This is a genomic window from Micromonospora musae (assembly GCF_003626545.1).
GTDB lineage: Bacteria > Actinomycetota > Actinomycetes > Mycobacteriales > Micromonosporaceae > Micromonospora > Micromonospora musae.
The window spans coordinates 310,822-335,188 of sequence record NZ_RAZS01000002.1; the positions used below are offsets into that span (position 1 = coordinate 310,822).

The window sequence follows — 24,367 nt, forward strand, 5'->3', positions numbered from 1 at the left end:
GGTGGACGAGCTCCTGCTCCGGAGCCTCACCCCGAAGGTGCTCGGGATCCTCGTCCGCCGCGGAGCCGACTTCGCGGCGGCCGAGGACGCCGTGCAGGACGCCCTGATCGAGGCGGTCCGGGTCTGGCCGGCCGAACCGCCCCGGGATCCGAAGGGCTGGCTCGTCACCGTGGCCTGGCGCCGGTTCCTCGACATGGCCCGGGCGGACGCCGCCCGCCGCCGACGTGAGGAGCTGCTCGACGCGGAACCGGCGCCCGGGCCCGCCCCCGAGGTGGACGACACGCTCCAGCTCTACTTCCGCTGCGCCCACCCGTCACTGACCCCCTCGTCGGCGGTCGCGCTCACACTGCGCGCCGTCGGCGGGCTGACCACCCGCCAGATCGCCCGGGCCTACCTGGTGCCGGAGGCGACCATGGCGCAGCGCATCAGCCGGGCCAAGCGGACCGTCTCCGACGTACGGTTCGACCAGCCCGGCGACGTCGCCACCGTGCTGCGCGTGCTCTACCTGGTCTTCAACGAGGGCTACTCCGGCGACGTCGACCTCGCCGCCGAGGCGATCCGGCTCACCCGGCAGCTCGCGGCCGCCATCGACCATCCCGAGGTGGCCGGGCTGCTCGCCCTCATGCTGCTCCACCACGCCCGGCGGGCCAGTCGGACCACCGCCGACGGGACTCTGGTGCCCCTCGCCGAGCAGGACCGGGGCCGGTGGGACACCGGGTCGATCGCCGAGGCCGTCGAGATCCTCCAGGCGGCCCTGGCCCGCGACCGGCTGGGCGAGTTCCAGGCCCAGGCCGCCATCGCGGCACTGCACGCCGACGCGCTCACCGCCGAGGAGACCGACTGGGTGCAGATCGTCGAGTGGTACGACGAGCTCGCGCGCCTGACCGACAGCCCGGTCGTCCGGCTCAACCGGGCGGTGGCCGTCGGTGAGGCCGACGGAGCGCGTGCCGGGCTGGCGGCGCTCGCGGAGCTGGACGACACGCTGCCCCGCTACGCGGCGGTGGCGGCGTACCTGCACGAGCGCGACGGCGACCTGGCGACGGCGGCGCGGCGCTACGCCGAGGCGGCCCGGCAGGCGCCCAACCTCGCCGAGCGCGACCACCTGACGCGCCAGGCCGCCCGGCTCAACACCCGCCGGCGTAGCTGACCCGGCTTCCCGCGCCGGCCTCAACCCCGGTCGGCCCCGCGCGGGGCCGACCGGGGCCGAGGTGGGCCGCCGCCCGGTGCCGCGTACGTCACACCTCCCGTGCCCGCTCGGCCGTCACGAATCGGTGCACCGGTCGGTCCTACCTGGCGGACCGGCAGTGCGGCTCGGCCCGAGCCATCCCGCCGGCAGGACCCTGTCTCACCGTGTCGACCTCCCGCCCCGGCGACGAGAGGTCGGAACCGTCGGAAGGCGGCCACCATGACCGACATCGCGCGAAAGCAGCCGAGCGCGCTCGACCAGATCCCGGATCGAGACCCCGAGGAGACCGCCGAGTGGGCGGCCTCACTCGACGCCGTCACCGCCGCAGCCGGTCCGCACCGCGCCTCGTACCTCCTGCGCCGCACCCTCGAACACGCCGAGGGCGCCGGCCTCGGGCTGCCGAAGCTGCCGGAGACCGAGTACGTCAACACCATCCCGACCGCCGCCGAGCCGGAGTTCCCCGGCGACGAGGAGATGGAGCGGCGGATCACCGCCTGGAACCGGTGGAACGCCGCGGCGATGGTCAGCCGCGGCAGCCGCTACGGCCTCGGCGGCCACCTCGCCACCTTCGCCTCCGCCGCCTGGCTCTACGAGACCGGCTTCCAACACTTCTTCCACGGCAAGGAGGCCGACGGCTCCGGCGACCAGCTCTACATCCAGGGCCACGCCTCCCCGGGCATCTACGCCCGCGCCTTCCTCGAGGGGCGGCTCACCGAGGAGCAGCTCGACCGGTTCCGGCAGGAGGCCGGCGGCGACGGCCTCCCCTCCTACCCGCACCCGCGCCGGCTGCCGTGGCTCTGGGAGTTCCCGACCGTGTCGATGGGGCTGGGCCCGCTGTCGGCGATCTACCAGGCGCGGTTCAACCGCTACCTGCAGCACCGCGGCATCAAGGACACCTCCGCCTCCCGCGTCTGGGCCTTCCTAGGTGACGGTGAGATGGACGAGCCGGAGTCGACGGCCGCGCTCGCCCTCGCCGGTCGCGAAGGCCTGGACAACCTCACCTTCGTGATCAACTGCAACCTGCAACGGCTCGACGGGCCGGTGCGCGCCAACCTCAAGATCGTCCAGGAGCTGGAAGCCCAGTTCCACGCGGCCGGCTGGAACGTCGTCAAGGCGCTCTGGGGCACGGCCTGGGACGACCTCTTCGCCCTCGACACCACCGGCGCGCTCCTGCGCCGGCTGCGCGAGGTCCCCGACGGGCAGTTCCAGACGTACGCGGCCCGCGACGTCGCCTACATCCGCGACCACTTCTTCGGCACGGATCCGGCGCTCGTCGAGATGGCGAAGGTACTGACCGACGCGAAGATCGCCGAGTGCTTCCACGTCTCGCGGGCGGGCCACGAACCCCGCAAGGTGTACGCCGCCTACCGGGCCGCGGTCGAGCACCGGGGCGCGCCGACCGTGATCCTCGCCCAGACCGTCAAGGGTCACACCCTCGGCTCCGGCTTCGCCTCGCGCAACGCCAACCACCAGATGAAGAAGCTGACCGGCGAGGAGTTCCGGGCCCTGCGCGACCTCCTGGAACTCCCGATCCCGGACAGCAGGCTCGACGGCGACCTGATGCCGTACGCCCACCCTGGCGCAGACTCGCCGGAGGTCCGTTACCTCCACGAGCGCAGGGCCGCGCTGGGCGGCCCCGCCCCGATCCGCCGGGTCCGGCCGGTGGTGCTGCCCGAACCGCCCGCCAAGGCGTTCGAGACCCTGGCCAAGGGGTCCGGCACCCAGGAGATCGCCACGACGATGGCCTTCGTCCGCCTCGTCAAGGACCTGATGCGGGACCCGCGGACCGGCAGGCGCTGGGTGCCCATCGTCCCGGACGAGGCGCGCACCTTCGGTATGGAGTCGCTCTTCCCGAGCGCCGGGATCTACTCCCCGCACGGCCAGACCTACGACCCGGTCGACCGGGACATGCTCCTGTTCTACAAGGAGGCCACGAACGGGCAGATCCTCCACGAGGGCATCACCGAGGCCGGTTCGATGGCTGACTTCACCGCCGCCGCCACGTCGTACGCCACCCACGGCGAGCCGATGATCCCGTTCTACATCTTCTACGCGATGTTCGGCTGGCAGCGCACCGGCGACCAGATGTGGGCGCTCGCCGACCAGCTCGGCCGCGGCTTCCTCATCGGCGCGACCGCCGGCCGTACCACGATGACCGGCGAGGGCCTGCAACACGCCGACGGCCACTCGCACCTGATCGCCTCCACCAACCCCGCGGCGATCGCCTACGACCCGGCCTTCGCCCACGAGATCGCCGTGATCGTCCGCGACGGCCTGCGGCGGATGTACGGACCGGACGCGGAGGACGTCTTCTACTACCTGACGGTTTACAACGAGCCGAAGGTCCAGCCGGCGATGCCGGCCGGCCCGGACGTCGAGGAGGGCATCCTCAAGGGCCTCTACCGGTTCAGGACGGCCGACGCCCAGTTGGCCGCGGACGCCCCGCGCCTGCAACTGCTCGCCTCCGGCACCGCCATCCACTGGATCCTGGCGGCCCAGCGGCTCCTCGCGGCGGACTGGGGGGTGGCGGCCGACGTGTGGTCCGCCACCTCCTGGAGCGAGCTGCGTCGCGACGCGCTGAACTGTGACGCCGCGCAGCTCCGGGGCGAGGACCGGACACCGTACGTCACCCGGGTGCTGGACGGCGCCCCCGGCCCGGTGCTCGCCGTCAGCGACTGGATGCGGGCCGTCCCGGACCAGATCAGCCAGTGGGTGCCGCAGGAGTGGCACTCGATCGGCACCGACGGCTTCGGCCTCTCCGACACCCGCGAGGCCGTCCGCCGCCACTTCGGGGTCGACCCGGAGTCGATCGTGGTCGCGGCGCTCGCCGCCCTCGCCCGGCGCGGCGACGTCAAGCCCGAGACCGTTCAGCAGGCCCGTGAGCGCTACGGGCTCTCCGCCGACCGCTGAGCGGCCGTCACGAACAGTGACCCGCTCCGGTCCCACCTGACGAGCCCGCGTACCCCCTGGCGCGGGCGCGACGAGGCCACGACCACGGCGTCAGACCGCCGTGCGGCTGGCCTCGACCGGCCGCCCCCCTGACCGCACAGGGGGGCGGCCACCCCTCACCGCAGAACGGGAAACACCATGAGCAAACTAGAACGACGCCTCTCCACCTCGGTCCTGGTGATCGGCACCGGCGGCTCCGGCCTGCGGGCCGCGATCGAACTCGCCGAGCGCGGCGTCGACGTCCTCGCCGTGGGCAAGCGACCGAAGCTGGACGCCCACACGTCGTTGGCGGCCGGCGGGATCAACGCGGCGCTCGGCACGATGGACGCCGAGGACAGCTGGCAGCAGCACGCCGCGGACACCATCAAGGAGAGCTACCTGCTCGCCAACCCGCACACCGTGCAGATCGTCGCGCAGGGCGCCGCCCGGGGGATCCACGATCTCGAACGCTTCGGGATGGGCTTCGCGCGGGAGGAGGACGGCCGGATCTCCCAGCGATTCTTCGGCGCCCACAAATACCGCAGGACCGCGTTCGCCGGTGACTACACCGGCCTCGAGATCCAACGCGCCCTCGTCCGGCGCGCCACCCAACTCTCCGTCCCCATCCTCGACACCGTCTACATCACCCGCCTCCTCGTCCGCGACAACGTGGTGTTCGGCGCGTACGGCTTCGACGTGAACGACGGCACCCGCTACCTCGTACACGCCGACGCGGTGATCCTCGCCGCGGGCGGGCACACCCGGATCTGGCGCCGGACGTCCTCACGTCGGGACGAGAACACCGGGGACTCGTTCCGCCTCGCGGTCCTCGCCGGCGCCCGCCTGCGCGACCCCGAACTGGTCCAGTTCCATCCGTCCGGCATCCTCGAACCCGAGAACGCGGCCGGGACCCTCGTCTCGGAGGCCGCCCGCGGCGAGGGCGGCATCCTCCGCAACGCGGTGGGGGAGCGGTTCATGGAGCGCTACGACCCCGAGCGGATGGAGCTGTCGACCCGCGACCGGGTGGCGCTCGCCGCGTACACCGAGATCAAGCAGGGCCGGGGAACGCCGAACGGCGGGGTCTGGCTCGACGTGTCGCACCTGCCGCGCGAGACCATCATGAACCGGCTGCCGCGCGTCTACCAGATGATGCTGGAGCTGCAGATGCGCGACATCACGACCAGCCCGATGGAGATCGCGCCCACCGCGCACTACTCGATGGGTGGCGTCTGGGTGCGCCCGGAGGACCACGGCACCGACGTCGCGGGCCTCTACGCGATCGGCGAGGCGGCGAGCGGTCTGCACGGCGCCAACCGCCTGGGCGGCAACTCGCTCATCGAGCTGCTCGTCTACGGCCGCATCGTCGGTGCCACCGTCGCCGACTACACCGCCGGGCTGGACGCGCAGCGGCGTTCGCGGGAGGCCGTGGGCGAGGCTCGCGCCGAGATCGACGGGCTGCTCTCCGCGGACGGCCGGGAGAACGTCCGCGCGCTGCAACGGGCGATCCGCAACACGATGACGGAGCACGCCGGTGTGGTCCGCGACGAGCAGGGGCTGCGCACCGGGCTCACGGAGCTGGGCGCAATCGAGGACCGGATGACCGACATCGGCGTCCACCCGGACATCGCGGGTTATCAGGACCTGGCGCACGCCTTCGACCTCAAGGCCTCGGCGCTCGCGGCGCGAGCCACTCTGGAGGCCGCGCTCGAGCGGCGTGAGACCCGCGGCTGCCACAACCGGAGCGACTACCCGAACCTCGACCCCACGCTCCAGGTCAACCTCGTCTGGTCGCCGACGGCGGGCATCGTCCGCGAGGAGATCCCACCGGTCCCCACGGAGATCGCCGAGCTGATGCAGGACGTGTCGACCGTCGGGAAGCTCGTCGAGTAGTCGTCGCCGTGGCGTTCGGCCGCCGTCCTCGGCCGAATGCCGCCGGCGCACCGGCGGGGGCGGGCGCGGGCCGACACCTGCGCCCTCCGCCGCCATGCGCGAGCCGGGCCGGTTCACCGGCCCGGCTCGACGTATTCGTACGGCCGCAGGCGCGACAGCGGCCGACGGCAGACGGTCGCCGGGCCCCGCGAACGGGGCCCGGCGACCATCTCCACGCCGGCTCGCCGCCGGCCTTCGCCCGCCCGGGCGTCGACCGCGAGCCGCCGCCTACTCGGCGGGCTTGTTCTGCACCAGCCAGTCGGCGTACGCGACCTTGCCGAGGAGCGCGCCGTCGCCCGGCACCAGGCTCCGCTCCTCCAGCTCGGACCCGAAGTAGTGCGCGTGCGGGTCGGTGACCACCTCGCGCGGGTCGCCCGCGGCGGCCAGCACCTTCCGGAAGAACTCGTCCATCCGGCCCTGCTCGGGCCCGGCGATCTCGACCCGACCGTTCAACGGCGAGCCCACCGTCACCCGGCCGAGCGCCTCGGCCACCTCCTCGCCGGCCATCGGCTGGAAGAGCACCGGCGCGATCCGGACCACGCCGCCGTCCGTGGCGGAGTCGGCGATGCCGGGAACGAACTCGAAGAACTGCGTCGCGTGTACGAGCGAGAACGGAATCGAGGACTCCTCGATCAGCTTCTCCTGCGCGATCTTCGCGCGGAAGTAGCTGTTCGCGGCGAGCCGCTCGGTCCCGACGATCGAGAGCGCCACGTGGTGACCCACGCCGGCCGCCGCCTCCGCCGCGAGCAGGTTGCGGGTGGAGGTCTGGAAGAACTCCATCACGGCGTGCTCCTCCCACGAGGGGGAGTTCGACACGTCGACCACCACGGACGCGCCGGCCATCGCCTCGGCCAGGCCCTCGCCGGTGAGGGAGTTGACGCCGGTGTTCGGCGACGCCGCCACCGCCTCGTGGCCGTGCTCGCCGAGCTTCGCGACGAGCTTCGACCCGATCAGGCCGGTGCCGCCGATTACCACGATCTTCATCTGAAGCCTTCCCATTTGCCTTGAGCGTCAGTTGTCATCCGTCACCCGCTACGACCGGACAGCCTGCCGGCCTGTGACATCCTCCGGCGTTCCGATCTTGAATTCCTGCCGCCGGAGCGACTCCACCCGGAGGCCGGTCTCGCGTCCTACTGCGCCGGCTCGTGCTCGCGTACCATCCTGGCGATCCGGCGGTCCGGGACCACCCACACGATCACGATGGCGACGAAGCAGACCAGCGCGATCCCCACTCCGACGCGCCCGCCGATCAGCAGGGCGGCGAGGATTCCGACGACGTCGAACGCCACGGAGAACTTGCCCTTGAGGTCGGTGCCGACGGCTTCCCGCAGCGGCGAGTCCGGCCCCTGCTGCCGGATGATCACCTGCTGGAGCACGACGTACGCGACGGCCGCGCTGAGCAGGTTGAGACCGTAGACGACGACCGGGGTCTCTTCGAACCTCGACTCGGAGACCCAGGTGGTGGTGAACGGCACCAGCGACAGGCAGAACAGCAGTCCCAGGTTGGCCCAGAGCACGGCGCCGTTGACCCGCCGGACCAGGTGGAACATGTGGTGATGGGCGTTCCAGTAGATGCCCACGTAGACGAAGCTGAGCAGGTACGTGAGCAGGCCAAGGCCGGTGTCGTGGACGAGGCCGGGAAGGTCGTGCCCCTCCGGCACCCGCAGCTCCAACACCATGATCGTGATGATGATGGCGAGCACACCATCGCTGAACGCCTCGACTCGACTGGTCCTCACCGCGCCGCTCTTCTCCTTCCGATGCCCGGACTCCGGTCCCCGAACCCGCCGCCGTCGTCGCCGTCGTCGACGGCGACGCGTGCGCCCGCCGGGGCACCGACCGGTACGAGGTCGGGCCCGCGGCCAGGAGGCAGGGGTGAGGTCGTCGGCGACGTTGCCGGGGCCTCGCCCCTGCCGGTTCGGGGGCTACGCCGGGATCCGTGCGCCCGCTTTCGGTGGGCATGCGCTTCTCCCGGCGTCTTTTCGTTCTCCGGCAGTCGAGACAGCGCAGCAGCGGAATCTGTGACAGGCGCGGTGGATCGATCACGCCGGGCCGACGCGCGGGCCCGGCGGCGGGAGAGGGGTGGGAGAGCAGTGCCGCGTCGTGCCTCGGGCTCTGGCTCGAGGCACGACGCGGCTACGGGGTGGGGCGTGCTCAGCTGGTCTCAGGGCACCAGCACCACTTTGCCGCCGGCGTGACCGCCGTCGCTGAGCCGGTGCGCCGCGGCGGCGTCCGCGAACGGGAGGACGGCGGCGACGGTGGCGGTCACCTCGCCGCGGACGAGACGGTCGGCGAGCGCGGCGAGGTCGGCCGCGGATCGCTGCTCCGGTCCGGCGGTGAAGACGACGCCGAGATCCGGCGCGGAGCCGTCGGCGATCGTGACGATCCGGTCGGTGCCACCACGCAGCTCGATCGAGTCCGGCAGGGCGTTCTTGCCGGCCACGTCGAGCACCGCGTCGACGCCGTTCGGGGCGAGCGCGCGGACCCGCTCGACCAGTCCCGGGCCGTAGACGGTGGGGATGGCGCCGAGTCCCCGTACCCGGTCCTGGTTCGCCTGGGCGGCGGTGCCGATCACGGTGGCGCCGCGGTCGGCGGCGAGTTGTACGGCGATCTGGCCGACGGCCCCGCTCGCGCCGTGGATGAGCAGGGTGTCCCCGGCGCGGACCCGCAGCAGGTCGAGACTGCGGGTCGCGGTCTCCAGGGCGACCGGCAGCGCCACCGCCGCCGCGAAGTCCAGGTCGTCGGGAAGTTTGGTGTACGTGCTGGCCAGTGCGAACTCCCCGTAGGCCCCGGCGGGCGCGTCGGCCCAGCCGACGATCCGGTCGCCGACGCTGACGTCGGTGACGCCGTCGCCGAGGGCGTCGACGACCCCGGCGACGTCCACCCCGAGTACGGCGGGCAGCGGGGTCGTGAAGATCGCTTCCATGGAGCCGCTGCGGATCTTGCCGTCGATCGGATTCACCCCGGCGGCCCGGACCTGGATGCGGATCTGCCGCGGGCCGGGGGTCGGCTGCGGCAGTTCGGCGACCTGCAGCACCTCGGGCCCGCCGAACGAGTAGAACGTGATCGCCTTCATGGTCGACTCCTGGTTCTGTGGATGACACAGCCCGTCCATCAGGATTAGCTGTCTAGGACAGGTAACTGACCGTGGGGGTGGCTGTATTTCGCATCCACCAGTGACTGCCACCACTGCTGACCAGGTCAGGTAATCTGCCGCCATGGGGACGGGTGACACGCCGGGCGAGGGCGAGCTGCCGGAGACCGCTCTCGGTGGCCCGATCAGCTACGCCATCGTCCGTCTCGGCCGGATCCACCGGTTGCGCGCCGCGCAACTGCTGCGAGAGGCCGGTCTGCACACGAGTCAGGAGTTACTGATGATGCGTCTGTGGGACTCGGGCCCACAGCGACAGGTCGACCTGGCCGCCTGGTTCGACACCGACTCGGCCAGCATGAGCCGTACGGTGCAGCGCCTCGAACGCGCCGGCTACGTGCGACGGGTGCCGGACCCGGACGACCGGCGGGCCACCCTGGTCGAGCCCACCCCGGCCAGCCTCGCGCTGCGGCGCGAGGTCCAACGGATCTGGACGGAGCTGGAGCGCCTGACCGTCAGCGAGCTGACCGCGGAGCAGCAACGCGCCGTGCTCAGCCTTCTTCGGCAGATGGAGAGCAGCCTGCTGGAACCCTCGGCAGCCGATTAGTCCGCCAGGTCGGCTCAGGGATGTCGGTGCACGACATCCCTCGCCCGGTACTCCCGAGGGGGAGCGGGATCCCCCGGGCGGGTGTGCTGCCACCGCCGGAACCCTGCGACGTTCGGTATGGCGACGGGCGCGCTGAAGCCCGGTGGCCGGACGAGAAGCATCGGACCGTGCGAGGGCGAGGCGTGGCATGGCTCAGGCGACCAGGCAGGCAGTGGCGGGGGCGACGGCACGGTGCGCGCCGCCGCCGCGATGGGCACGTTGGGCGGGACATGCGGCATGGGTGGCGCCGGTGCTCGGCTTCATCCCGCTCCACGTCCCGTGGATCCTCGGCATTCCGCTGTTCGCCAACCCCGGCCCGTTCGGTGAGTGGTATCAGGGCCGCGGCCCCGGCGTCGGGGACCACCCGGTCGAGGGGTTCCTCGGTATGCCGGCCGGTGCGTTCTACCTGGGCGTTCTCTGTATTCTCGCCGGCCTCGGCGGGGTGCTGGCCCTCGGTCTCATCAGCGACTGGGGCCTGACCTTCCCTCGCTGGATACCGCTGCTGCGTGGCCGCCGGGTCCCGCCGTGGCTCCCGTTGACGCCCACCGTTCTCGGCTCCGCGCTGATGATCGGCTACTCGCTGACGCTGCCCACGCAGCTCTTCGAGCAGCTCGACACAGCCGGCCCGCAGGACATCTTCACGACCACCGGAGTTCTTATCGGCCTGCCGCTGCTGGTGGCGTGGGAGATCGCGTTGCCGGTGGCCGGGTGGTCCTACTACCGCCGCACTCGTCGCGTCGAGGGCTCATCCGGCTCTCGGGGTCGACGCTAGGCGTACCGACCGGGGGCGCGGCCTACGAGGCCAGCCGCGCGGGTGCGGCGGCGCGTTCGGGTTGGTTGATCTCGGCCCAGACCACGTCGAGGGAGAGGCCGAGGACGTCGGCGATCGCCGCGATGGTCGAGAAGGCGGGGGTGGCCACGCGGCCGGACTCGATCTTCCGAAGGGTCTCCGGCGAGACGCCGGCGTCCAGCGCGGTGAGGAGCATCGAGCGCTCCCCCCTGGCGCGTCGCAGGAGGGCGCCGAGGCGCTGCCCGCGTTCGACCTCCGCGGGGGTGAGCGGCAACCTGACCATGGGCCGATTCTAGTACCGGGATACTATGGCCGGGATAGTTATTGGATGTGCGAGGAAGGCGGCACATGATCGAGCTCCTGAACCCCACCGACCTGCCGCGAGCGAGGGAGACGGGCGCCCTGGTCGCCGAGATCCTGCAGACCCTGAAGGGCCGCAGCACGGTCGGCACCAACCTGCAGGAGATCGACAGGTGGGCCCAGGCCATGATCCTGGAGGCTGGAGCGCAGTCCTGCTACGTCGACTACGAGCCCTCCTTCGGGCGCGGGCCGTTCGGCCACTACATCTGCACCTCCGTCAACGACGCCGTCCTGCACGGTTTGCCGTACGACTACACGCTCGCCGACGGCGATCTGCTCTCCCTCGACCTCGCCGTCTCCAAGGCAGGGGTGGTTGCCGACTCCGCCATCAGCTTCGTCGTGGGCGACTCCGCGCCCGCCGAGAGCGTCGCGCTGATCGACGCGACCGAACGCGCGTTGCGCGCGGGGATCGCCGCCGCCGGACCCGGAGCCCGGGTCGGTGACCTCTCCCATGCCATCGGTTCGGTGCTGAGCGAGGCAGGCTATTCGATCAACACGCAGTTCGGTGGTCATGGCGTCGGATCGACGATGCACCAGGACCCGCACGTGTCGAACACCGGGAAACCCGGTCGTGGATACAAGCTCCGCTCCGGGCTCCTGCTGGCGCTGGAGCCGTGGGTCATGGCGGACACCGCCGAACTCGTCACCGATGCCGACGGCTGGACGCTCCGAAGCGCGACCGGCTGCCGGACAGCGCACAGCGAGCACACGATCGCCATCACCGACGACGGAGCCGAGATCCTCACCCTGCCGAAGCAGACGCACGGGTGAGGTCGAGGTCAGGGGTGCCGCGCTCAGCGCATCATGGCGAGGAGCTTCTCCACCGTGTTCCAGTTGCGCACGGTCGCCGGCGGGCCGCCCTTGATCCTGGACAGGGCCTTCATCAACGGGCTGTCCCGCTGCCCACCCGGGCACCAGATGTACATCTCGGTGCCGTCGACGGCGTAGCGGTCCGCGCCGAGATCGACGCCGGCCAGCTCCTCCTCGACCGGCCGGTCGGGCGGCCGGGCCAGGAACGAGACGACGTACCTCGATCCGTCGTTCGCCACGGCGGCGAGCGGATTCCTCGCCACCACCCGGGCCATCTCGTCGCGGCTGCGTAGGAACACCTCCACCGGCATTCCGAACCGCTGCTCGAGCGCCCGTTCGATCAGCGGTCCCAGCTCGTCCGGCGGCCGGTCGGAGTCCAGCACCACGTTGCCGCTCTGCAGCAGCGTGGCGACGTTGCCGTACCCCTCCTCGGTGAGCAGAGTGCGCAGGTCGGCCATGGCGACCCGCCGAGCCCTGCCGAGGTTGATGCCGCGGAGCAGCACCGCGTAGCGGGCCATGTCACTCCTTTCGCGCAGCTCGCTGCCGATACTGGTGCAACGAAGGCCCAGGATCATCGGCTACTCGGGTTGAACTCAGCTCAAGTCACCACCGTCGGTGCAGGCACGCTGGTCCGATCAGGAAGCACGACGAGCCCTCGACCCCCGCCCGAGATGGTTACCGCGAGAGCGGCGAACTCGTTGGAGGGGCAGATCACCGACGCGGGTAGGGGGCTGCGTGAGCATCCGCGGTTACAGGCTGCGGTGACCGGCACCGGAGAGTCTCGGCTCGTTCGCGGCGAAGCCAGCTCGCAGCGCGCCACCTTTCTGGAGCTCTTCTTCGACCTCGTCTTCGTCTTCGCGCTCACCCGGGTCTCCCAACGGCTGATCACCGAGCTCGACGCGGGCCGGCCCGGCCTGCTGTTCGGCCTGGGGCAGACGATCCTGCTGCTCCTGGGCATCTGGCTGGTCTGGTCCTTCACGGCGTTGACGACCAGCCGGCTGGACCCGGACCGGCCGCCGCTCCAGATCGTGGTCGTGTTCAGCATGTTGGGCGCCCTGGTGATGGTGATCGCCATGCCTGAGGCGTTCGAGGAACGAGGCCTCCTCTTCGCCGGCGCGTACGTGGCGATCCAGGTCGGCCGGCCGCTCTTCCTCCGGCTGCTCAACGCCGCGGAAGCGGTCATCTCCAACCGGTTGATCTTCTGGCTGGGGCTCAGCGCGGTGCCCTGGCTGCTCGGCGCGTTCGTCGGCCCGCCGTGGGCCCGGGCCGCGCTCTGGACCCTGGCGATCGTGCTCGACTACACCGGACTCGTCAGCGGGTGGCCCACCCCGAGGCTCGGCCGGTGGCGGCTGCCCGGTCGGTCGCTCGCCGGTGAGCATCTGGCCGAGCGGTATCAGCAGTTCCTGCTCATCACGCTCGGCGAGTCGATCCTGGTGTTCGGCACGACGTTCAGTGGTACGAGGCTCGACCTCGATCGATCGGTCGCGTTCCTGCTGTCGTTCCTGACCACCGTGCTGCTGTGGCGGGCCTACTTCCACCGGGCCGGCCGGCTGCTGGCGGCGGCGATGACCAACGCCCGCCGACCGGACGCACTCGGACTGGCGCTGTCCCACACCCACCTCGTCATGGTCGCCGCCATCGTGCTCACCTCGGTCGGGTACGAGCTGTTCATCGAACACCCGCGCGGGGAAGTCCCGCTCGTCTGGCTCGCCGCGATCCTCGGCGGGCCCATGCTCTTCCTGGCCGGAACAGCACGTTCGTGTACCAGCTGCTCGGCCGGGTCTCCTGGCCCCGGGTCGGCGGACTGGTCGCCATGGGACTCCTGGTGCCGGCCGCGGTCCACCTCCCACCGCTCGCGGTCGGAGCCATGGCCGCCGCGGTGCTGGCAGCCGTCGTCGGTGTCGACGCCATCCTGTACGGAAGCCGGGCGGCCGGACCACCGACACCCCCGGCCTGGGAACCGGCCCGGACGCGGGCGCGCCTCGTCGGCGGGATCGTTTCCCCGCTACCGGAATGCGGCCCAGTGCTCCGGCCTTGAGGCCGGGGGTGCAGGCCCGTGCTGGGAGGGCCGTCAAGGCTCGAGCAGTGCTTTAACCGGGACGGTTCTGCTGCTCGATGTACTGCTTCACGACGGTCAGCGGTGCGCCGCCGACGGACCCTGCGAAGTAGGAGCCCGACCACAGCTTGTTTGACTGGTAGTAGTGGTGCACGAGGTCGGGGAATTCCTGCCGTAGCCGGCGGGAGGAGACGCCTTTGAGGCTGTTGACCAGCCGGGTGACGGCCATCTTGGGCGGGTAGTACACGAGTAGGTGGACGTGGTTGTTTGCGCCGTTGAACTCGATCAGTTCGGCCTCGAAGTCGGCGCACACGTCCCGCATGATCGCCTCCATGCGGGTCAGGTGCCGGTCGGCGAACACGTTGTGCCGGAACTTGGTGACGAAAACCAAGTGGACGTGCATCGCGAAAACGCAGTGTCTGCCGGTGCGGATATCGTCAATGTCAGGCATAGACCAAGATGATACTGTGCCTTCTTGTGCAGCTCCGGTACCAGTTCCGCGTCTACCCGACGTCCGGCCAGCAGATCGGTTTGGCTCGGGCGTTCGGGTGCGCGCGGGTGGTGTTCAACGACGGGCTGCGCCTGCGTCAGCGGGCCCACGAGGCGGGCGAGAAGTACATCTCGGACGGGGAGCTGTCCCGTCGCCTGATCACCGAGGCGAAGGCGACGCCCGAACGGGCGTGGCTTTCCGAGGTCTCCAGCGTGGTGTTGCAGCAGGCACTCGCGGACCTGAACACCGCGTACCGCAACTTCTTCGCCTCGGTCTCGGGCAAGCGCAAGGGCCGCAAGGTCGCTCCGCCTCGCTTTCGGTCGCGCAAGGACAACCGGCAGGCCATCCGGTTCACCAAGAACTCCCGGTTCAAGGTGCTCGACAACGGCCGGCTCAGGTTGCCGAAGATCGGCGACCTGCAGGTGCGCTGGTCCCGATCTTTGCCGTCGGAGCCGTCGTCGGTGGCGATCATCCGGGACGCGGCCGGGCGGTACTTCGCCTCGTTCGTCGTGCAGACCACGGACGAGTCGTTGCCGCCGGTCGACTCCGAGGTGGGCATCGATCTGGGCCTGACGCACTTCGCAGTCCTGTCCGACGGCACGAAAGTGACCGCGCCGAGGTTCCTGCGCCGCGCCGCCCGCAAGCTCAGAAGGTTGCAACAGGCCCTGTCCCGAAAGCAGCGCGGGAGTCAGAACCGCAAGAAGGCAGTCGTCAAGGTCGCCAGGGCGCACGCCCGAGTGGCCGACACCCGCCGGGACTGGCAGCACAAGCTGTCCACGACGATAGTTCGCGAGAATCAAGCGATCTATGTCGAGGACCTGTGCGTCGTCGGTCTCGGCCGGACCCGGCTGGCGAAATCCGTGCACGACGCCGGATGGTCGTCGTTCACGGGCATGGTGGAGTACAAGGCCGCCCGCTGGGGGCGGACCTTCGGGAAGATCGACCGGTTCGCGCCCACGTCGCGCACGTGCTCGACGTGCGGCCGGATCGACGGACCCAAGCCGCTGTCCGTCCGGTCGTGGACATGCCCTTGTGGCGCGGTCCACGACCGGGACGTCAACGCGGCGATCAACGTGTTGGCCCAGGGACGCTGGGACAACCCAAACGCCTGTGGAACGCGGGGCAGACCGGCACTCGTGCCGGCACCGCGGCCGACCTCACGTCGAGAAGCAGGAATCCGCCCGCACGCCGCGTGTCCCACACGCAACGTGGAGGGAATCCCCGTCCTTTAGGCCGGAGAGATCGTCAACAGGCGATTATCCGTCGGCGGCTCCGGTCGGCGGCCGGATTGGTCGCTGCCGCCGTCGCTGTGCCGCGTCCCGGACGAGGGACAGGACGATGACGAGCAGGCCGAGCAGGGCGACGACGGCGTTGCCCGCCGTGAGGAGCACCGCCTCGCCGAGGCCGGCGTGGTCGAGGTGTGTCAGGTGGAAGAAGAAGTGCGGCACGGCGAAGGTGGAGAAGGCCGCGGCCGCCGGGATGGTGAAGACGGACCGGGGTACGGCGAGCGCGATGCCGAGGACGACGGCGATCCCGAGCGTGGCGCCGCCGAAGTCTCGCGCATAGTGCTCGCTGAACGGCGGCGTGAGGCTGACCGTCGGGAAGTTGTCGTAGAAGTTCTCGGGGAAGGTCTGGTTCCAGAGCCCGACGACGAGCTCGTCGAGGAAGATGATCGCCAGTGCGATCCGGATCAACGCGGTGATCCGCCGGCCCCGGGTGTGGCTCTCCGGCGCGGCGGGATCCCGGCCTGCGCTCACCAACCCCGCCTGCTCTGCGCCACCGGGCTCGCCAGCCACTGGTCGAAGGTCTGGGTGCCGCGTGGGCCGGCGCCGGTGGGCAGCAGGGCGCCCTCGGCCATGGCCCGGCCGACCGCTCCCGGGAGGCGGACCGGCAGGACGACGCGACGACTTCCCCGGGCACGTAGCAGCCGCCGAGCCATCTCCGGCATCCGCAGCTGCTGTGGGCCGGCGAGGTCCGGCACCAGACCGGCCGGCTCCGCCACGGCGAGGTCGACCAGGCAGCGAGCGACCTCGCGGGCCGCGATCGGCTGGCTGAGCAGCTGGGGCACCGCCGCGACCGGTCCACGGGGTGCGATCCGCTGCGCGGCGAACTCGTGGAACTGTGTCGAGCGCAGCACCGTCCCCGGCACCGCGCCGTCCAGCACGAGCGCCTCCTGCCGTCGTTTGCCCACGTAGTAGCCGATGTCCACCCGGTCCACGCCGACGATCGACAGGACGACGTGGTGCCGTACGCCGGCGCGCCGGCCGGCGGCGAGCAGGTTGCCCGTCGCGGTGCCGAAGAACTCCTCCGACCTCTTTCGGCTGATCGTCGACAGGTTGCTCACGTCGATCACGACCGCCGCCCCGGTGAGCGCCTCGGCCAGCCCGGTGCCGCGGACCAGGTCCACGCCCGCGGAGCGCGCGATCACGACGGGCTCGTGGCCGCCGGCCCGTACGGCCTCGACGACCCGCCGTCCGATCCAGCCGGTCCCGCCGGCTACCGCGATACGCACCGAGCCACCTCCCGATCCGCGTTCGCGTCACGCCACCGGCAGGTCGCCGCCGGGAGCGACGGCGGGCGGGGGACTGCTCGCTCTGCTGTCATGTCGGTCCTATCTGTCCGGAGCCCTCGGCCGGGCCGAACCTCGGCAAACCGCACTAACGGGTGGAGTCCGCGCGCTCGCCGGTCGGGTAGACACCCCGCGCGAGCGCGATGATGGCGAGCAGCAGGGCGAGCACGGCGGCGCCCGCGGCGGCCTGCAGGGCGACGAGTCCACCGGAGGTGACCCGAGCCCGGAACGGATTCGCGGCGACGGCCGCCGCCGCTTGCGCCCCGACGGTGAACTCGGACGTGCCGGCGACCGGATGCCCGTCGGTGAAGGTCGCCCGCCAGCTGATCCGGTACCCGCCGTCCGGCATGCCCGTCGCCACCTGTTGGGTGAGGGTCGCACCCTGGACCGCCGGTCGGCCGCCGGCCCAGTCCCGCCCCGCGCGGTCCGTGATCGTGACGGCGCCGACCTGGCTGATCTCGGCGGCGAAGACCACGGCGACCTGTCGCGGGGCATCCGGCAGCGCCGCGCCGTCGGCCGGCGCGATCGACCGCGTCGCGCCGTGGGCGAAGACGGGGGTGGGTGCGAGCGCCGGCGAGAGACCCACGGCGAGCGCGACCGTGACGAGCAGTCTGACCGTACGTCGGGTGCGGGCAGCCCGGCCGGGTCTCGACCTGCCGATGCCACCCGCCGTGCCGCGCCTCTTCATGGCCTGCTCCCTCCGTCGCGGCCGATCCCACCGTTCGGGAAGTGGACCGAGCGGGGACCTCGATTCGTGACAGCCGGCGCTCGCCGTTCGCCGGCTGTCACGAATCGGGGGGCCGCTCGGTCCGTAACAGGTGACAGCTCGCCGGTGGCGGCACCTCGGAGGTCGGCCGGGCCAGCGTAAGGAGCACCAACTCATGACCGTCATCATCCGAATCGCCCTGGCGATCCTGTTCGTCGACAACGCCATGATCGGGGCCTGGAACGCGATCTCGCCGGCGAGCTTCTACAGGTACTTCCCGACGGTGGACCTCACGCCGCCGTTCAGCGAGCACTACGCGCGCGACTTCGGCGCCGCGTCACTGGCGATCGCGCTGCTGCTGGGCATCGCGGCGGTCAAACCCAAGGCGCACTACGTCATCCCCGCCGCGGCGGCCTACTCGACCTTCGGGGTGCCGCACTTCTTCTACCACTTCGCGAACATGGAGAACGCCACCCTCGGCGAGGCGCTCCTGCTCACCATCGGAAACGGAACCGTGGCGCTCGCCGGCCTGCTGATCATCCTGCTCACGGTGCTGCGCGACCGCCGGGCGGCGCGGCGCGCTCCGGCCGCCGGCTGACACGGTCCGACCCGGCCCCGCGACAACCCTGGGAGGATTGATGGTCCCCGAATCCCGCCGGTCACCCCGGTCCAGCGCGCTACCGAGCACGTTCTGCGCGGTCGTCGCCGAGCGGCGCCTGCTCAGCAACCTCGCGTACTGCCTGCTCGACTCGGTCGGCGCGGCCGAGGTCGCCGTGCAGGAGACGTACACCCGCTGGTACACGATGCCGGACGAGGAACAGGAGCGGATCGACAGGCCGCTCACCTGGCTCGTCGGCACCCTCGTCCGGATCTGCGTCGACAGGCGCGACTCATCCTCGCGGCACGCGGGCGGCCGGGCCGTCGACCCGGCGGGCCGCCCCGATCCGGCGGGCCCGACACCTCGCCGGTTCCGCGCCTGGCGGGAGGTGCCGAAGCTGTAGTCCGCGCGTGCGGGGTATCCACCGTCGGGCGCGGAGCCACCGGAAGCGACATCACGCTCGGCAGTTTCGATTCAGGCACGGAAGGGATGAGGCGGCGAAGATGGCAGGGCGAGGGCATGAGGAGACGTTGATCGACGCGCTGGAAGTGTTCGACGCGGTCCGTCCCCGGCTCTTCGGCATCGCCTACCGGATGCTCGGTAGCGTCACCGAGGCGGAGGACGTCGTGCAGGACGCCTGGCTCCGCTGGCAGCAGACGGATCGCCGCCAGGTGCGGGATCCGATCGGTTTCCTGGTCACCGCGACCGCTCGGCTCGCGCTGAACGCCGCCACCTCGGCTCGCGTCCGGCGGGAGCGCTATCCCGGGCTCTGGCTGCCGGAGCCCGTCGACACCTCCGCCGACCCGACGCTCCTGGCCGAACGGAACGAGTCGCTCGAACTCGCCGTGCTGCTGTTGTTGGAGCGGCTCACCCCGGCCGAGCGCGCGGTCTACGTGCTGCGCGAGGCGTTCGACTACCCCTTCCGCCGCATCGGTGAGGTGCTCGGCATCGGCGAGGCGCACGCGCGGCAGCTCGGCAGACGCGCCCGTACGCACCTGGCGCAGGAGCGGCACGATCCGGTCGGCCGTACGGACCACGGCCGCCTGCTGCAAGCCTTCCTCGCCGCCGCCCGCTCCGGGGACCTCGGCCAACTCGAGGAGCTGCTCGCCGAGACCGCCACCTCCCACGCCGACGGCGGCGGCGCCGTACGGGCCGCCCCGGCGCCCATCGTCGGACGCGACAACGTCGCGCGTTACATCCTGGGACTGGTCCGGAAGTACGGAGACGACCTGTCGTTGGAGATCGTCGAAGCCAACGGTCAGGCCGCGATCCTCGCGTCGCGGGCCGGAACGGCCGTCGCGTTGCTCACCGTCGACGCCTCACCGGAGGGCATCGAGCGGGTGCTGATCGTCCTCAACCCGGAGAAGCTGGCCCAGTTCCGACGATGACCGGTCGAGGCCCCGTGATACGCCGACCCCGAACCCTGGCGAGTCGTCACCGAACCTGCCACAGCCACCGCACGAATGAGATCGTTGGACGGTGACGGAGTCACTCGACCTGCACCTGGAGTTCGATCGAGGTGCGGGATCCCCGGGCCGCTCGCTGGAGAACGCCCTGCGGGAGAGCATCCGGACCGGCCGGCTGCGGGCCGGGACACGCCTGCCCGGCAGCCGCAGCCTCGCCGCCGACCTGGGCCTGGCTCGGGGCACGGTGGTGCAGGCGTACGCGCAGCTGGTGGCGGAGGGGTGGCTGGTGTCGACGGCCGGCTCGGGCACCCGCGTCGCGGACGTCCGGCACGATCCGCCCGACCTGCTGCGCAGCCCGCGACCGTCGCCGGTCTCCGACCCGGTCATCGAGCTGCGGCCGGGGATTCCCGACCTCGGCTCGTTCCCCCGTACCGCCTGGGCGGGCAGCGTTCGTCGGGCCCTGGCGTCGGCGTCCCGCGAGGCGTTGGACTACCCGGATCGACGCGGCCTGCTTCCGCTGCGAGCGGCGTTGGCCGACTATCTCGCGCGTACCCGGGGGGTGCGCTGCGACCCGGACGCCGTGGTGGTCACCGCGGGCTTCACCCAGGGGCTCTCCCTGCTGGCGCGGGCGCTGCACCGGCGCGGTGTACGCGCCATCGCCACCGAGAACCCCGGTCTGGCCCCGCACCGTAAGGTGCTCCGGGCCGCGGGCCTGACGGTCACCCCGCTCACCGTCGGCGCGGGCGGGGCCGACCCGGACGAGGCGGCGGGTCAGGCCGCGCTGCTCACCCCGGCACACCAGCATCCGACCGGAGCGGTGCTCGCGCCGCAGCACCGCTACCGCTTCATCGCCTGGGCGCGCCGGCACGACGCGTTCCTGATCGAGGACGACTACGACGGCGAGTTCCGCTACGACCAGCGGCCGGTGGGCGCGATGCAGGCGCTGGCGCCGGAGCGGATCGTCTACGCCGGCAGCACCAGCAAGTCGCTGGCGCCGGGCGTACGCCTGGGTTGGTTCGTGGTGCCCGAGCCGCTGCGCCGCGACTTGGGGGAGGTGATCCTGGAGGCCGGCGCTGCGGTCTCCGCGATCGACCAGCTCGCGATGGCCGGCCTGCTCGTGGACGGCGACTACGACCGGCACATCCGTCGCATGCGTCTGATCTACCGGCGGCGCCGGGCGGAGTTGGCCGAGCGCCTGGCCGAGGTGACCAGCACCCCGCTGGAGGGGATCGCGGCCGGTGTGCACGCGCTGCTGCCGCTGGCCTCGGCGGCGCAGGAGCGGCTGCTGATCCGGGCCGGGCACGGCCAGGGCCTGCACCTGACCGGTCTGCACGGCAGCGGCTACTGGCACGAGCCGGCGGACGAGCGGCAGGCGGCGGCCCTGATCCTCGGGTACGCGGCGCCACCCGCGCACGCCTGGCGAACGGCGCTGACCCGGCTGGGTCAACTGGTCCAGCAGAATGCTGCCTGACCGGTCCATTTCACTGGTCCGGATCGGGCTACGTTCGATGCATGCAGAAGATGAAGATGGGAAACAACGAAGCCACGCTGCTGGGTACGGTCATGCCACCGGAGCTGCCACCGGGCTCGCACGTGATGACGGCGATCATCGAAATGCCGGCGGGCGACCCCGGCTCGCCACCGCACCGGCACTCCGGTCCCGTCTTCGGCTACCTGCTCGAAGGCGAGATGATTTTCGAACTCGAGGGTGAGCCGGAGCGAGTGATCAAGGCCGGTGAGGCGTTCTGGGAGCCCGGCGGTGACGTCATCCACTACCAGGCGGCCAACAACCTGCCCGACCAGGCGGTCAAGTTCCTGGTCGTCATGGTCTGCGCGCCGGACAAGGAGATGCTGGTGCTGGTGAGCCCCGAGGAGCTCGAAGCGCGCAAGGACCGCAGGGCGCCCCGGCCGACCGACGGAGCGGCCTGATCATGCGGATCCTGCTCGCCGGCTCGACCGGCGTCATCGGCCGCCGACTCGCGCCCCTGCTGACCGCCCAGGGGCACCAGGTCGTCGGCCTGGCCCGCAACGGACCGCTCGCCGTCGACGTCTTCGACCGGGACGCGGTGGCCGCCGCCGTGCGCGACGTCCGGCCCGACGCGGTGCTGCACCAGCTCACCAGCCTGAGCACCGGTGACCGCGCCGCCAACGCGCGGCTGCGCCGGGTCGGCACCCGCAACCTCGTCGACGCGGCGCTCGCCGCCGGGGTACGCCGGATCGTGGCCCAGAGCATCACCTGGGCGTACGAGCCGGGCGCCGAGCCCGCGACGGAGGAGACCCCTTTCGACCTGCACGCCGTCGAGCCAAGGCAGCACACCGTGGCCGCTGTCGCCGCGCTCGAATCCGCCGTGCAGGAGGCGCCCGAGTGGGTCGTGCTGCGGTACGGCACGCTCTACGGCCCGGACACCTGGTACGCCCGCGACGGCCTGATGGCCCGGTTCGCCGCCGCGGGCCAGCTCCCCGCGGACGCCGACGTCGCCAGCCTGCTGCACGTCGACGACGCCGTGGCCGCCGCGGCGGCGGCCCTGGAGTGGCCCACCGGCACGGTCAACGTCTGCGACGACGAGCCCGCCGCCGGCAACGTCTGGGTGCCCGCGTTCTGCGCGGCCGCCGGGGTTCCCGCGCCCGCGCCGACCGAGGGCGAACGGAACGGCTGGGCCCGGGGAGCGAACAACCACTACGCCCGCAAGCACCTCGGCTGGGTCCCGGAGCACCCCTCCTGGCGAACGGGGTTCAGCACCCTGTGAGCCGTCCACCCCGCCACGGCACCGGCCGCCCGGCCCACGGCCCGGCCGCCCCCGCGCGGCTCCGCCGTGCGGAACCGCCCCCGGTGCCGGGCGGGCGCCCTACGAACTCGTCGCCAGGCGGAGCCCGAGGGCGACGAAGGCGACCGCGCAGATCCGGTTGATCCGCCGGGCCCAGCGGCCGTCGGCCAGCCGGCCCGCGAGCCGCCCCGCACCCACGCCGAGAGCGATGTCGACGGTGAGCTGCACCGCGACGAAGAGCGCGCCGAGCAGCACCAGCTGGGCGGTGACGTCGCCGGAGGCCGGCGAGACGAACTGCGGCAGGAACGCCACGCTGAACAGGATCATCTTCGGATTGAGCAGATTGGTCACCAGTCCACGCAGGAACGCCCGGCCGGGCCGGGCGTCCGCTCCGTCGGTGGCGATGGCGGGTCCGCCGGCGCTGCGCAGCGCCCGCACCCCGAGCAGGACCAGGTACGCGGCGCCGGCCCAGCGGATCACGGTGAAGAGCACTGGCGAGGCGGAGATCGCCGCCGCGAGGCCGCACACCACCGCCGTGACGTGCACCGCCTCACCGGCGGCGACACCGAGCGCCGCCACCACCCCCGCACGGGCGCCGTAGCGGGCCGCGTTGGCGAGGACGAACATCATGTCCGGGCCGGGGGTGAGCATGAGGACCACGATCGCGGCGAGGTAACCGGCGAGGGCGGCCGCGGAGAGACCGAGCACGTCTCAGCCCTCCTCGGCGTCACCGAGCAGGGCGCGCCGCAGCGCCAGCCGGTGCTCGCGGCGGATCTCCGCCTCGCGGTAGCGACGCCGGTCCTCGTCGGTGTGCGGCAGCAGCGGCGGCACCCGACGCGGCTGGCCCGCGTCGTCCACGGCGACCATGACCAGGTGCGCGGTCGCCACGTCGACCGGCGGCACGGCCCGGTCCCACCGGTCCGCGGTGACCCGGACCGCCAGCTCCATCGAGCTGCGTCCGGCCCAGGTGATCCGGGCGTCGACGTGCACGACGTCGCCGACGCGGACCGCGCGCAGGAACGCGGTCTCGTCGATGGCCGCGGTGACAGCCGGCCCGTCGGAGTGCCGGGCGGCGACGACCCCGGCGACCGAGTCGATGAGGTTGAGGATCCGGCCACCGTGGACCGTACCCATCAGATTGGTGTGGTGCTGGTCCATGATCTGCGACAGCGTCAGGTGGGACGCCGACGGCGGCCGGCCGGCGAGGGTGATGGTGTCGTGCACAGTGTGGTTCGTCCGTCCTCGGGAAGCACACCACCGACCCCGGTGAGCGCACGTCGAGGACGCGCCGACGGCTGCGGCGCCTCACCCGCCCGACCCGCCCGCGAGGTCGACGGCAGCGCACACACCTCGTGTGCGCAGCGCGGGCAGGTCTTCGGACTCGCGGGCGTGACCGGTGCTCACCGGTCTTCTACTGGCCGTCGCTTCCCAGGCAGGTAGCCCAGTGCCGATGACGGCGGTCGTTCCCACTCACCGCTGCGGGGCAGTCCCGGATTTCCACCGGATTCCCTCTTACGACGTACGGCCGGATCACGACCGGACGAACCAGCGCCACCCGGCAGCCTACCGCGCGTCGATCGACCACCGGGCAGGGCGGACGTCGGCTGTGAGCTATCCCCGGCCGGGCGGGGGCGGTTCATCCTGCCGGGCCGGTGGGCTGCTACCACGGCCGTCGTGGGGTGTTCAACGTCGGCGGCCCGGCCACGATTCTGGCCCGAGGATGCCACCGGTCACACCCCGAGAGCGAACCAAACCGCCCAGCCGGGGGCGGCGCACCCCAGCCCGCGCCGCCGATGAACCGGACATCGTTCGTCAATCACCCCGGCCGCGACCGGTGATCGACTCGGGTTCCTTGAAGTCGGCCATTCACGCGGCCGGGACACCCCGACGTCAAGGAAACCGAGTCGATCTTCGACGCGCAGGGGGCGATGAGCGCGATGTGTCCGGTTTGCGAGGCCGGGAGAGGCAGCGGGCAGTGCCCAACGACCGGGCTCTGCCCCGGGGGTGTCGGCCCGATCCGCGTGAAGGTCCATTCGA

25 protein-coding genes and 1 riboswitch are annotated in these 24,367 nt (G+C 71.8%); of the genes, 14 read left to right on the forward strand and 11 right to left on the reverse strand.

What is annotated here, in order from left to right; translation table 11 throughout:
• Nucleotide 1 precedes the first annotated feature (1 nt).
• The 3 genes from D7147_RS05875 (at nt 2) to D7147_RS05885 (ending at nt 6,004) form a co-directional block, all read left to right on the forward strand.
• Complete coding sequence (locus tag D7147_RS05875) at nt 2-1,147, forward strand: RNA polymerase sigma factor (RefSeq protein WP_120674397.1); 1,146 nt, start codon at nt 2-4, stop codon at nt 1,145-1,147.
• Nucleotides 1,148-1,405: 258 nt separating this feature from the next.
• Nucleotides 1,406-4,096: a pyruvate dehydrogenase (acetyl-transferring), homodimeric type gene (gene aceE / locus D7147_RS05880; protein ID WP_120674399.1), complete on the forward strand. Its 2,691-nt coding sequence runs from the start codon at nt 1,406-1,408 to the stop codon at nt 4,094-4,096.
• 177 nt (nt 4,097-4,273) lie between these two features.
• Nucleotides 4,274-6,004, forward strand: coding sequence for an FAD-dependent oxidoreductase (locus D7147_RS05885; protein ID WP_120674401.1), 1,731 nt, complete (start codon nt 4,274-4,276; stop codon nt 6,002-6,004).
• Nucleotides 6,005-6,271: 267 nt separating this feature from the next.
• Here D7147_RS05885 and D7147_RS05890 read toward each other — a convergent pair whose 3' ends face one another.
• The 3 genes from D7147_RS05890 to D7147_RS05900 all read right to left on the reverse strand — a co-directional run bounded on the left by D7147_RS05890 (nt 6,272) and on the right by D7147_RS05900 (nt 9,119).
• Nucleotides 6,272-7,027: an SDR family oxidoreductase gene (locus D7147_RS05890; protein WP_120674403.1), complete on the reverse strand. Its 756-nt coding sequence runs from the start codon at nt 7,025-7,027 to the stop codon at nt 6,272-6,274.
• A 146-nt stretch (nt 7,028-7,173) separates the two neighbouring features.
• Nucleotides 7,174-7,782 (reverse strand): TMEM175 family protein, encoded by a 609-nt coding sequence (locus D7147_RS05895; RefSeq protein WP_120674405.1) that lies wholly within the window; start codon nt 7,780-7,782, stop codon nt 7,174-7,176.
• A gap of 425 nt (nt 7,783-8,207) precedes the next feature.
• Nucleotides 8,208-9,119 carry an NADP-dependent oxidoreductase gene (locus D7147_RS05900; protein ID WP_120674406.1) on the reverse strand — a complete coding sequence of 304 codons (912 nt, stop codon included), beginning with the start codon at nt 9,117-9,119 and terminating at the stop codon, nt 8,208-8,210.
• 142 nt (nt 9,120-9,261) lie between these two features.
• On the opposite strand from D7147_RS05900, the gene D7147_RS05905 reads away from it, so the two are divergent.
• Together D7147_RS05905 and D7147_RS05910 are read left to right on the forward strand one after the other, a co-directional pair.
• Nucleotides 9,262-9,741: a MarR family winged helix-turn-helix transcriptional regulator gene (locus tag D7147_RS05905; protein WP_120674408.1), complete on the forward strand. Its 480-nt coding sequence runs from the start codon at nt 9,262-9,264 to the stop codon at nt 9,739-9,741.
• A 289-nt stretch (nt 9,742-10,030) separates the two neighbouring features.
• On the forward strand, nt 10,031-10,552 hold the full coding sequence (locus D7147_RS05910) for a hypothetical protein (protein ID WP_147437352.1): 522 nt from the start codon (nt 10,031-10,033) through the stop codon (nt 10,550-10,552).
• Between the two features lie 22 nt (nt 10,553-10,574).
• On the opposite strand, the gene D7147_RS05915 is transcribed toward D7147_RS05910, so the two are convergent.
• Entirely contained in the window at nt 10,575-10,853 is a 279-nt protein-coding gene (locus tag D7147_RS05915; protein ID WP_120674412.1) for a helix-turn-helix domain-containing protein, read from the reverse strand.
• 65 nt (nt 10,854-10,918) lie between these two features.
• On the opposite strand from D7147_RS05915, the gene map reads away from it, so the two are divergent.
• On the forward strand, nt 10,919-11,701 hold the full coding sequence (gene map, locus D7147_RS05920; protein ID WP_120674414.1) for a type I methionyl aminopeptidase: 783 nt from the start codon (nt 10,919-10,921) through the stop codon (nt 11,699-11,701).
• A gap of 23 nt (nt 11,702-11,724) precedes the next feature.
• Here map and D7147_RS05925 read toward each other — a convergent pair whose 3' ends face one another.
• Nucleotides 11,725-12,258, reverse strand: coding sequence for a DUF1697 domain-containing protein (locus D7147_RS05925; RefSeq protein WP_120674416.1), 534 nt, complete (start codon nt 12,256-12,258; stop codon nt 11,725-11,727).
• A gap of 153 nt (nt 12,259-12,411) precedes the next feature.
• Between D7147_RS05925 and D7147_RS05930 the strand changes: the two genes are divergently transcribed.
• Complete coding sequence (locus D7147_RS05930) at nt 12,412-13,932, forward strand: low temperature requirement protein A (RefSeq protein ID WP_120674418.1); 1,521 nt, start codon at nt 12,412-12,414, stop codon at nt 13,930-13,932.
• Here D7147_RS05930 and tnpA read toward each other — a convergent pair.
• Nucleotides 13,831-14,247: an IS200/IS605 family transposase gene (gene tnpA, locus D7147_RS05935; RefSeq protein ID WP_120674420.1), complete on the reverse strand. Its 417-nt coding sequence runs from the start codon at nt 14,245-14,247 to the stop codon at nt 13,831-13,833. The genes D7147_RS05930 and tnpA overlap by 102 nt on opposite strands.
• 26 nt (nt 14,248-14,273) lie before the next feature.
• Between tnpA and D7147_RS05940 the strand changes: the two genes are divergently transcribed.
• A complete protein-coding gene (locus D7147_RS05940; RefSeq protein WP_199734090.1) occupies nt 14,274-15,518 on the forward strand; it encodes an RNA-guided endonuclease InsQ/TnpB family protein in 1,245 nt (414 codons plus the stop codon).
• 24 nt (nt 15,519-15,542) lie between these two features.
• Here D7147_RS05940 and D7147_RS05945 read toward each other — a convergent pair whose 3' ends face one another.
• The 3 genes from D7147_RS05945 to D7147_RS05955 form a co-directional block, all read right to left on the reverse strand.
• Nucleotides 15,543-16,043, reverse strand: a complete 501-nt coding sequence (locus tag D7147_RS05945; protein ID WP_120674422.1) for a hypothetical protein — start codon at nt 16,041-16,043, stop codon at nt 15,543-15,545.
• Nucleotides 16,040-16,798, reverse strand: coding sequence for an SDR family oxidoreductase (locus tag D7147_RS05950; protein ID WP_120674424.1), 759 nt, complete (start codon nt 16,796-16,798; stop codon nt 16,040-16,042). Before D7147_RS05950 ends, D7147_RS05945 begins: the two co-directional genes overlap by 4 nt.
• Before the next feature lie 145 nt (nt 16,799-16,943).
• The gene (locus D7147_RS05955) at nt 16,944-17,543 is read right to left on the reverse strand and encodes a copper resistance CopC family protein (protein ID WP_158609292.1); all 600 of its coding nucleotides are present in this window, start codon (nt 17,541-17,543) and stop codon (nt 16,944-16,946) included.
• A 193-nt stretch (nt 17,544-17,736) separates the two neighbouring features.
• Here D7147_RS05955 and D7147_RS05960 point away from each other — a divergent pair, with 193 nt between their 5' ends.
• The 6 genes from D7147_RS05960 (at nt 17,737) to D7147_RS05985 (ending at nt 22,312) form a co-directional block, all read left to right on the forward strand.
• On the forward strand, nt 17,737-18,159 hold the full coding sequence (locus D7147_RS05960) for a hypothetical protein (RefSeq protein WP_120674428.1): 423 nt from the start codon (nt 17,737-17,739) through the stop codon (nt 18,157-18,159).
• Between the two features lie 40 nt (nt 18,160-18,199).
• Complete coding sequence (locus D7147_RS05965) at nt 18,200-18,562, forward strand: sigma factor (RefSeq protein ID WP_120674430.1); 363 nt, start codon at nt 18,200-18,202, stop codon at nt 18,560-18,562.
• Between the two features lie 100 nt (nt 18,563-18,662).
• Nucleotides 18,663-19,547, forward strand: a complete 885-nt coding sequence (locus D7147_RS05970; RefSeq protein ID WP_120674432.1) for an RNA polymerase sigma-70 factor — start codon at nt 18,663-18,665, stop codon at nt 19,545-19,547.
• A gap of 91 nt (nt 19,548-19,638) precedes the next feature.
• A complete protein-coding gene (gene pdxR / locus D7147_RS05975; protein WP_120674434.1) occupies nt 19,639-21,036 on the forward strand; it encodes a MocR-like pyridoxine biosynthesis transcription factor PdxR in 1,398 nt (465 codons plus the stop codon).
• 41 nt (nt 21,037-21,077) lie between these two features.
• A complete protein-coding gene (locus D7147_RS05980; RefSeq protein WP_120674436.1) occupies nt 21,078-21,494 on the forward strand; it encodes a cupin domain-containing protein in 417 nt (138 codons plus the stop codon).
• 2 nt (nt 21,495-21,496) lie between these two features.
• Nucleotides 21,497-22,312 carry an NAD-dependent epimerase/dehydratase family protein gene (locus D7147_RS05985; RefSeq protein WP_120674438.1) on the forward strand — a complete coding sequence of 272 codons (816 nt, stop codon included), beginning with the start codon at nt 21,497-21,499 and terminating at the stop codon, nt 22,310-22,312.
• A 99-nt stretch (nt 22,313-22,411) separates the two neighbouring features.
• On the opposite strand, the gene D7147_RS05990 is transcribed toward D7147_RS05985, so the two are convergent.
• A complete protein-coding gene (locus D7147_RS05990) occupies nt 22,412-23,038 on the reverse strand; it encodes a LysE family translocator (protein ID WP_120674440.1) in 627 nt (208 codons plus the stop codon).
• A 3-nt stretch (nt 23,039-23,041) separates the two neighbouring features.
• A complete protein-coding gene (locus D7147_RS05995; RefSeq protein ID WP_120674442.1) occupies nt 23,042-23,554 on the reverse strand; it encodes an acyl-CoA thioesterase in 513 nt (170 codons plus the stop codon).
• 125 nt (nt 23,555-23,679) lie between these two features.
• Nucleotides 23,680-23,895, reverse strand: a riboswitch (cobalamin riboswitch).
• Nucleotides 23,896-24,367: the final 472 nt, after the last annotated feature.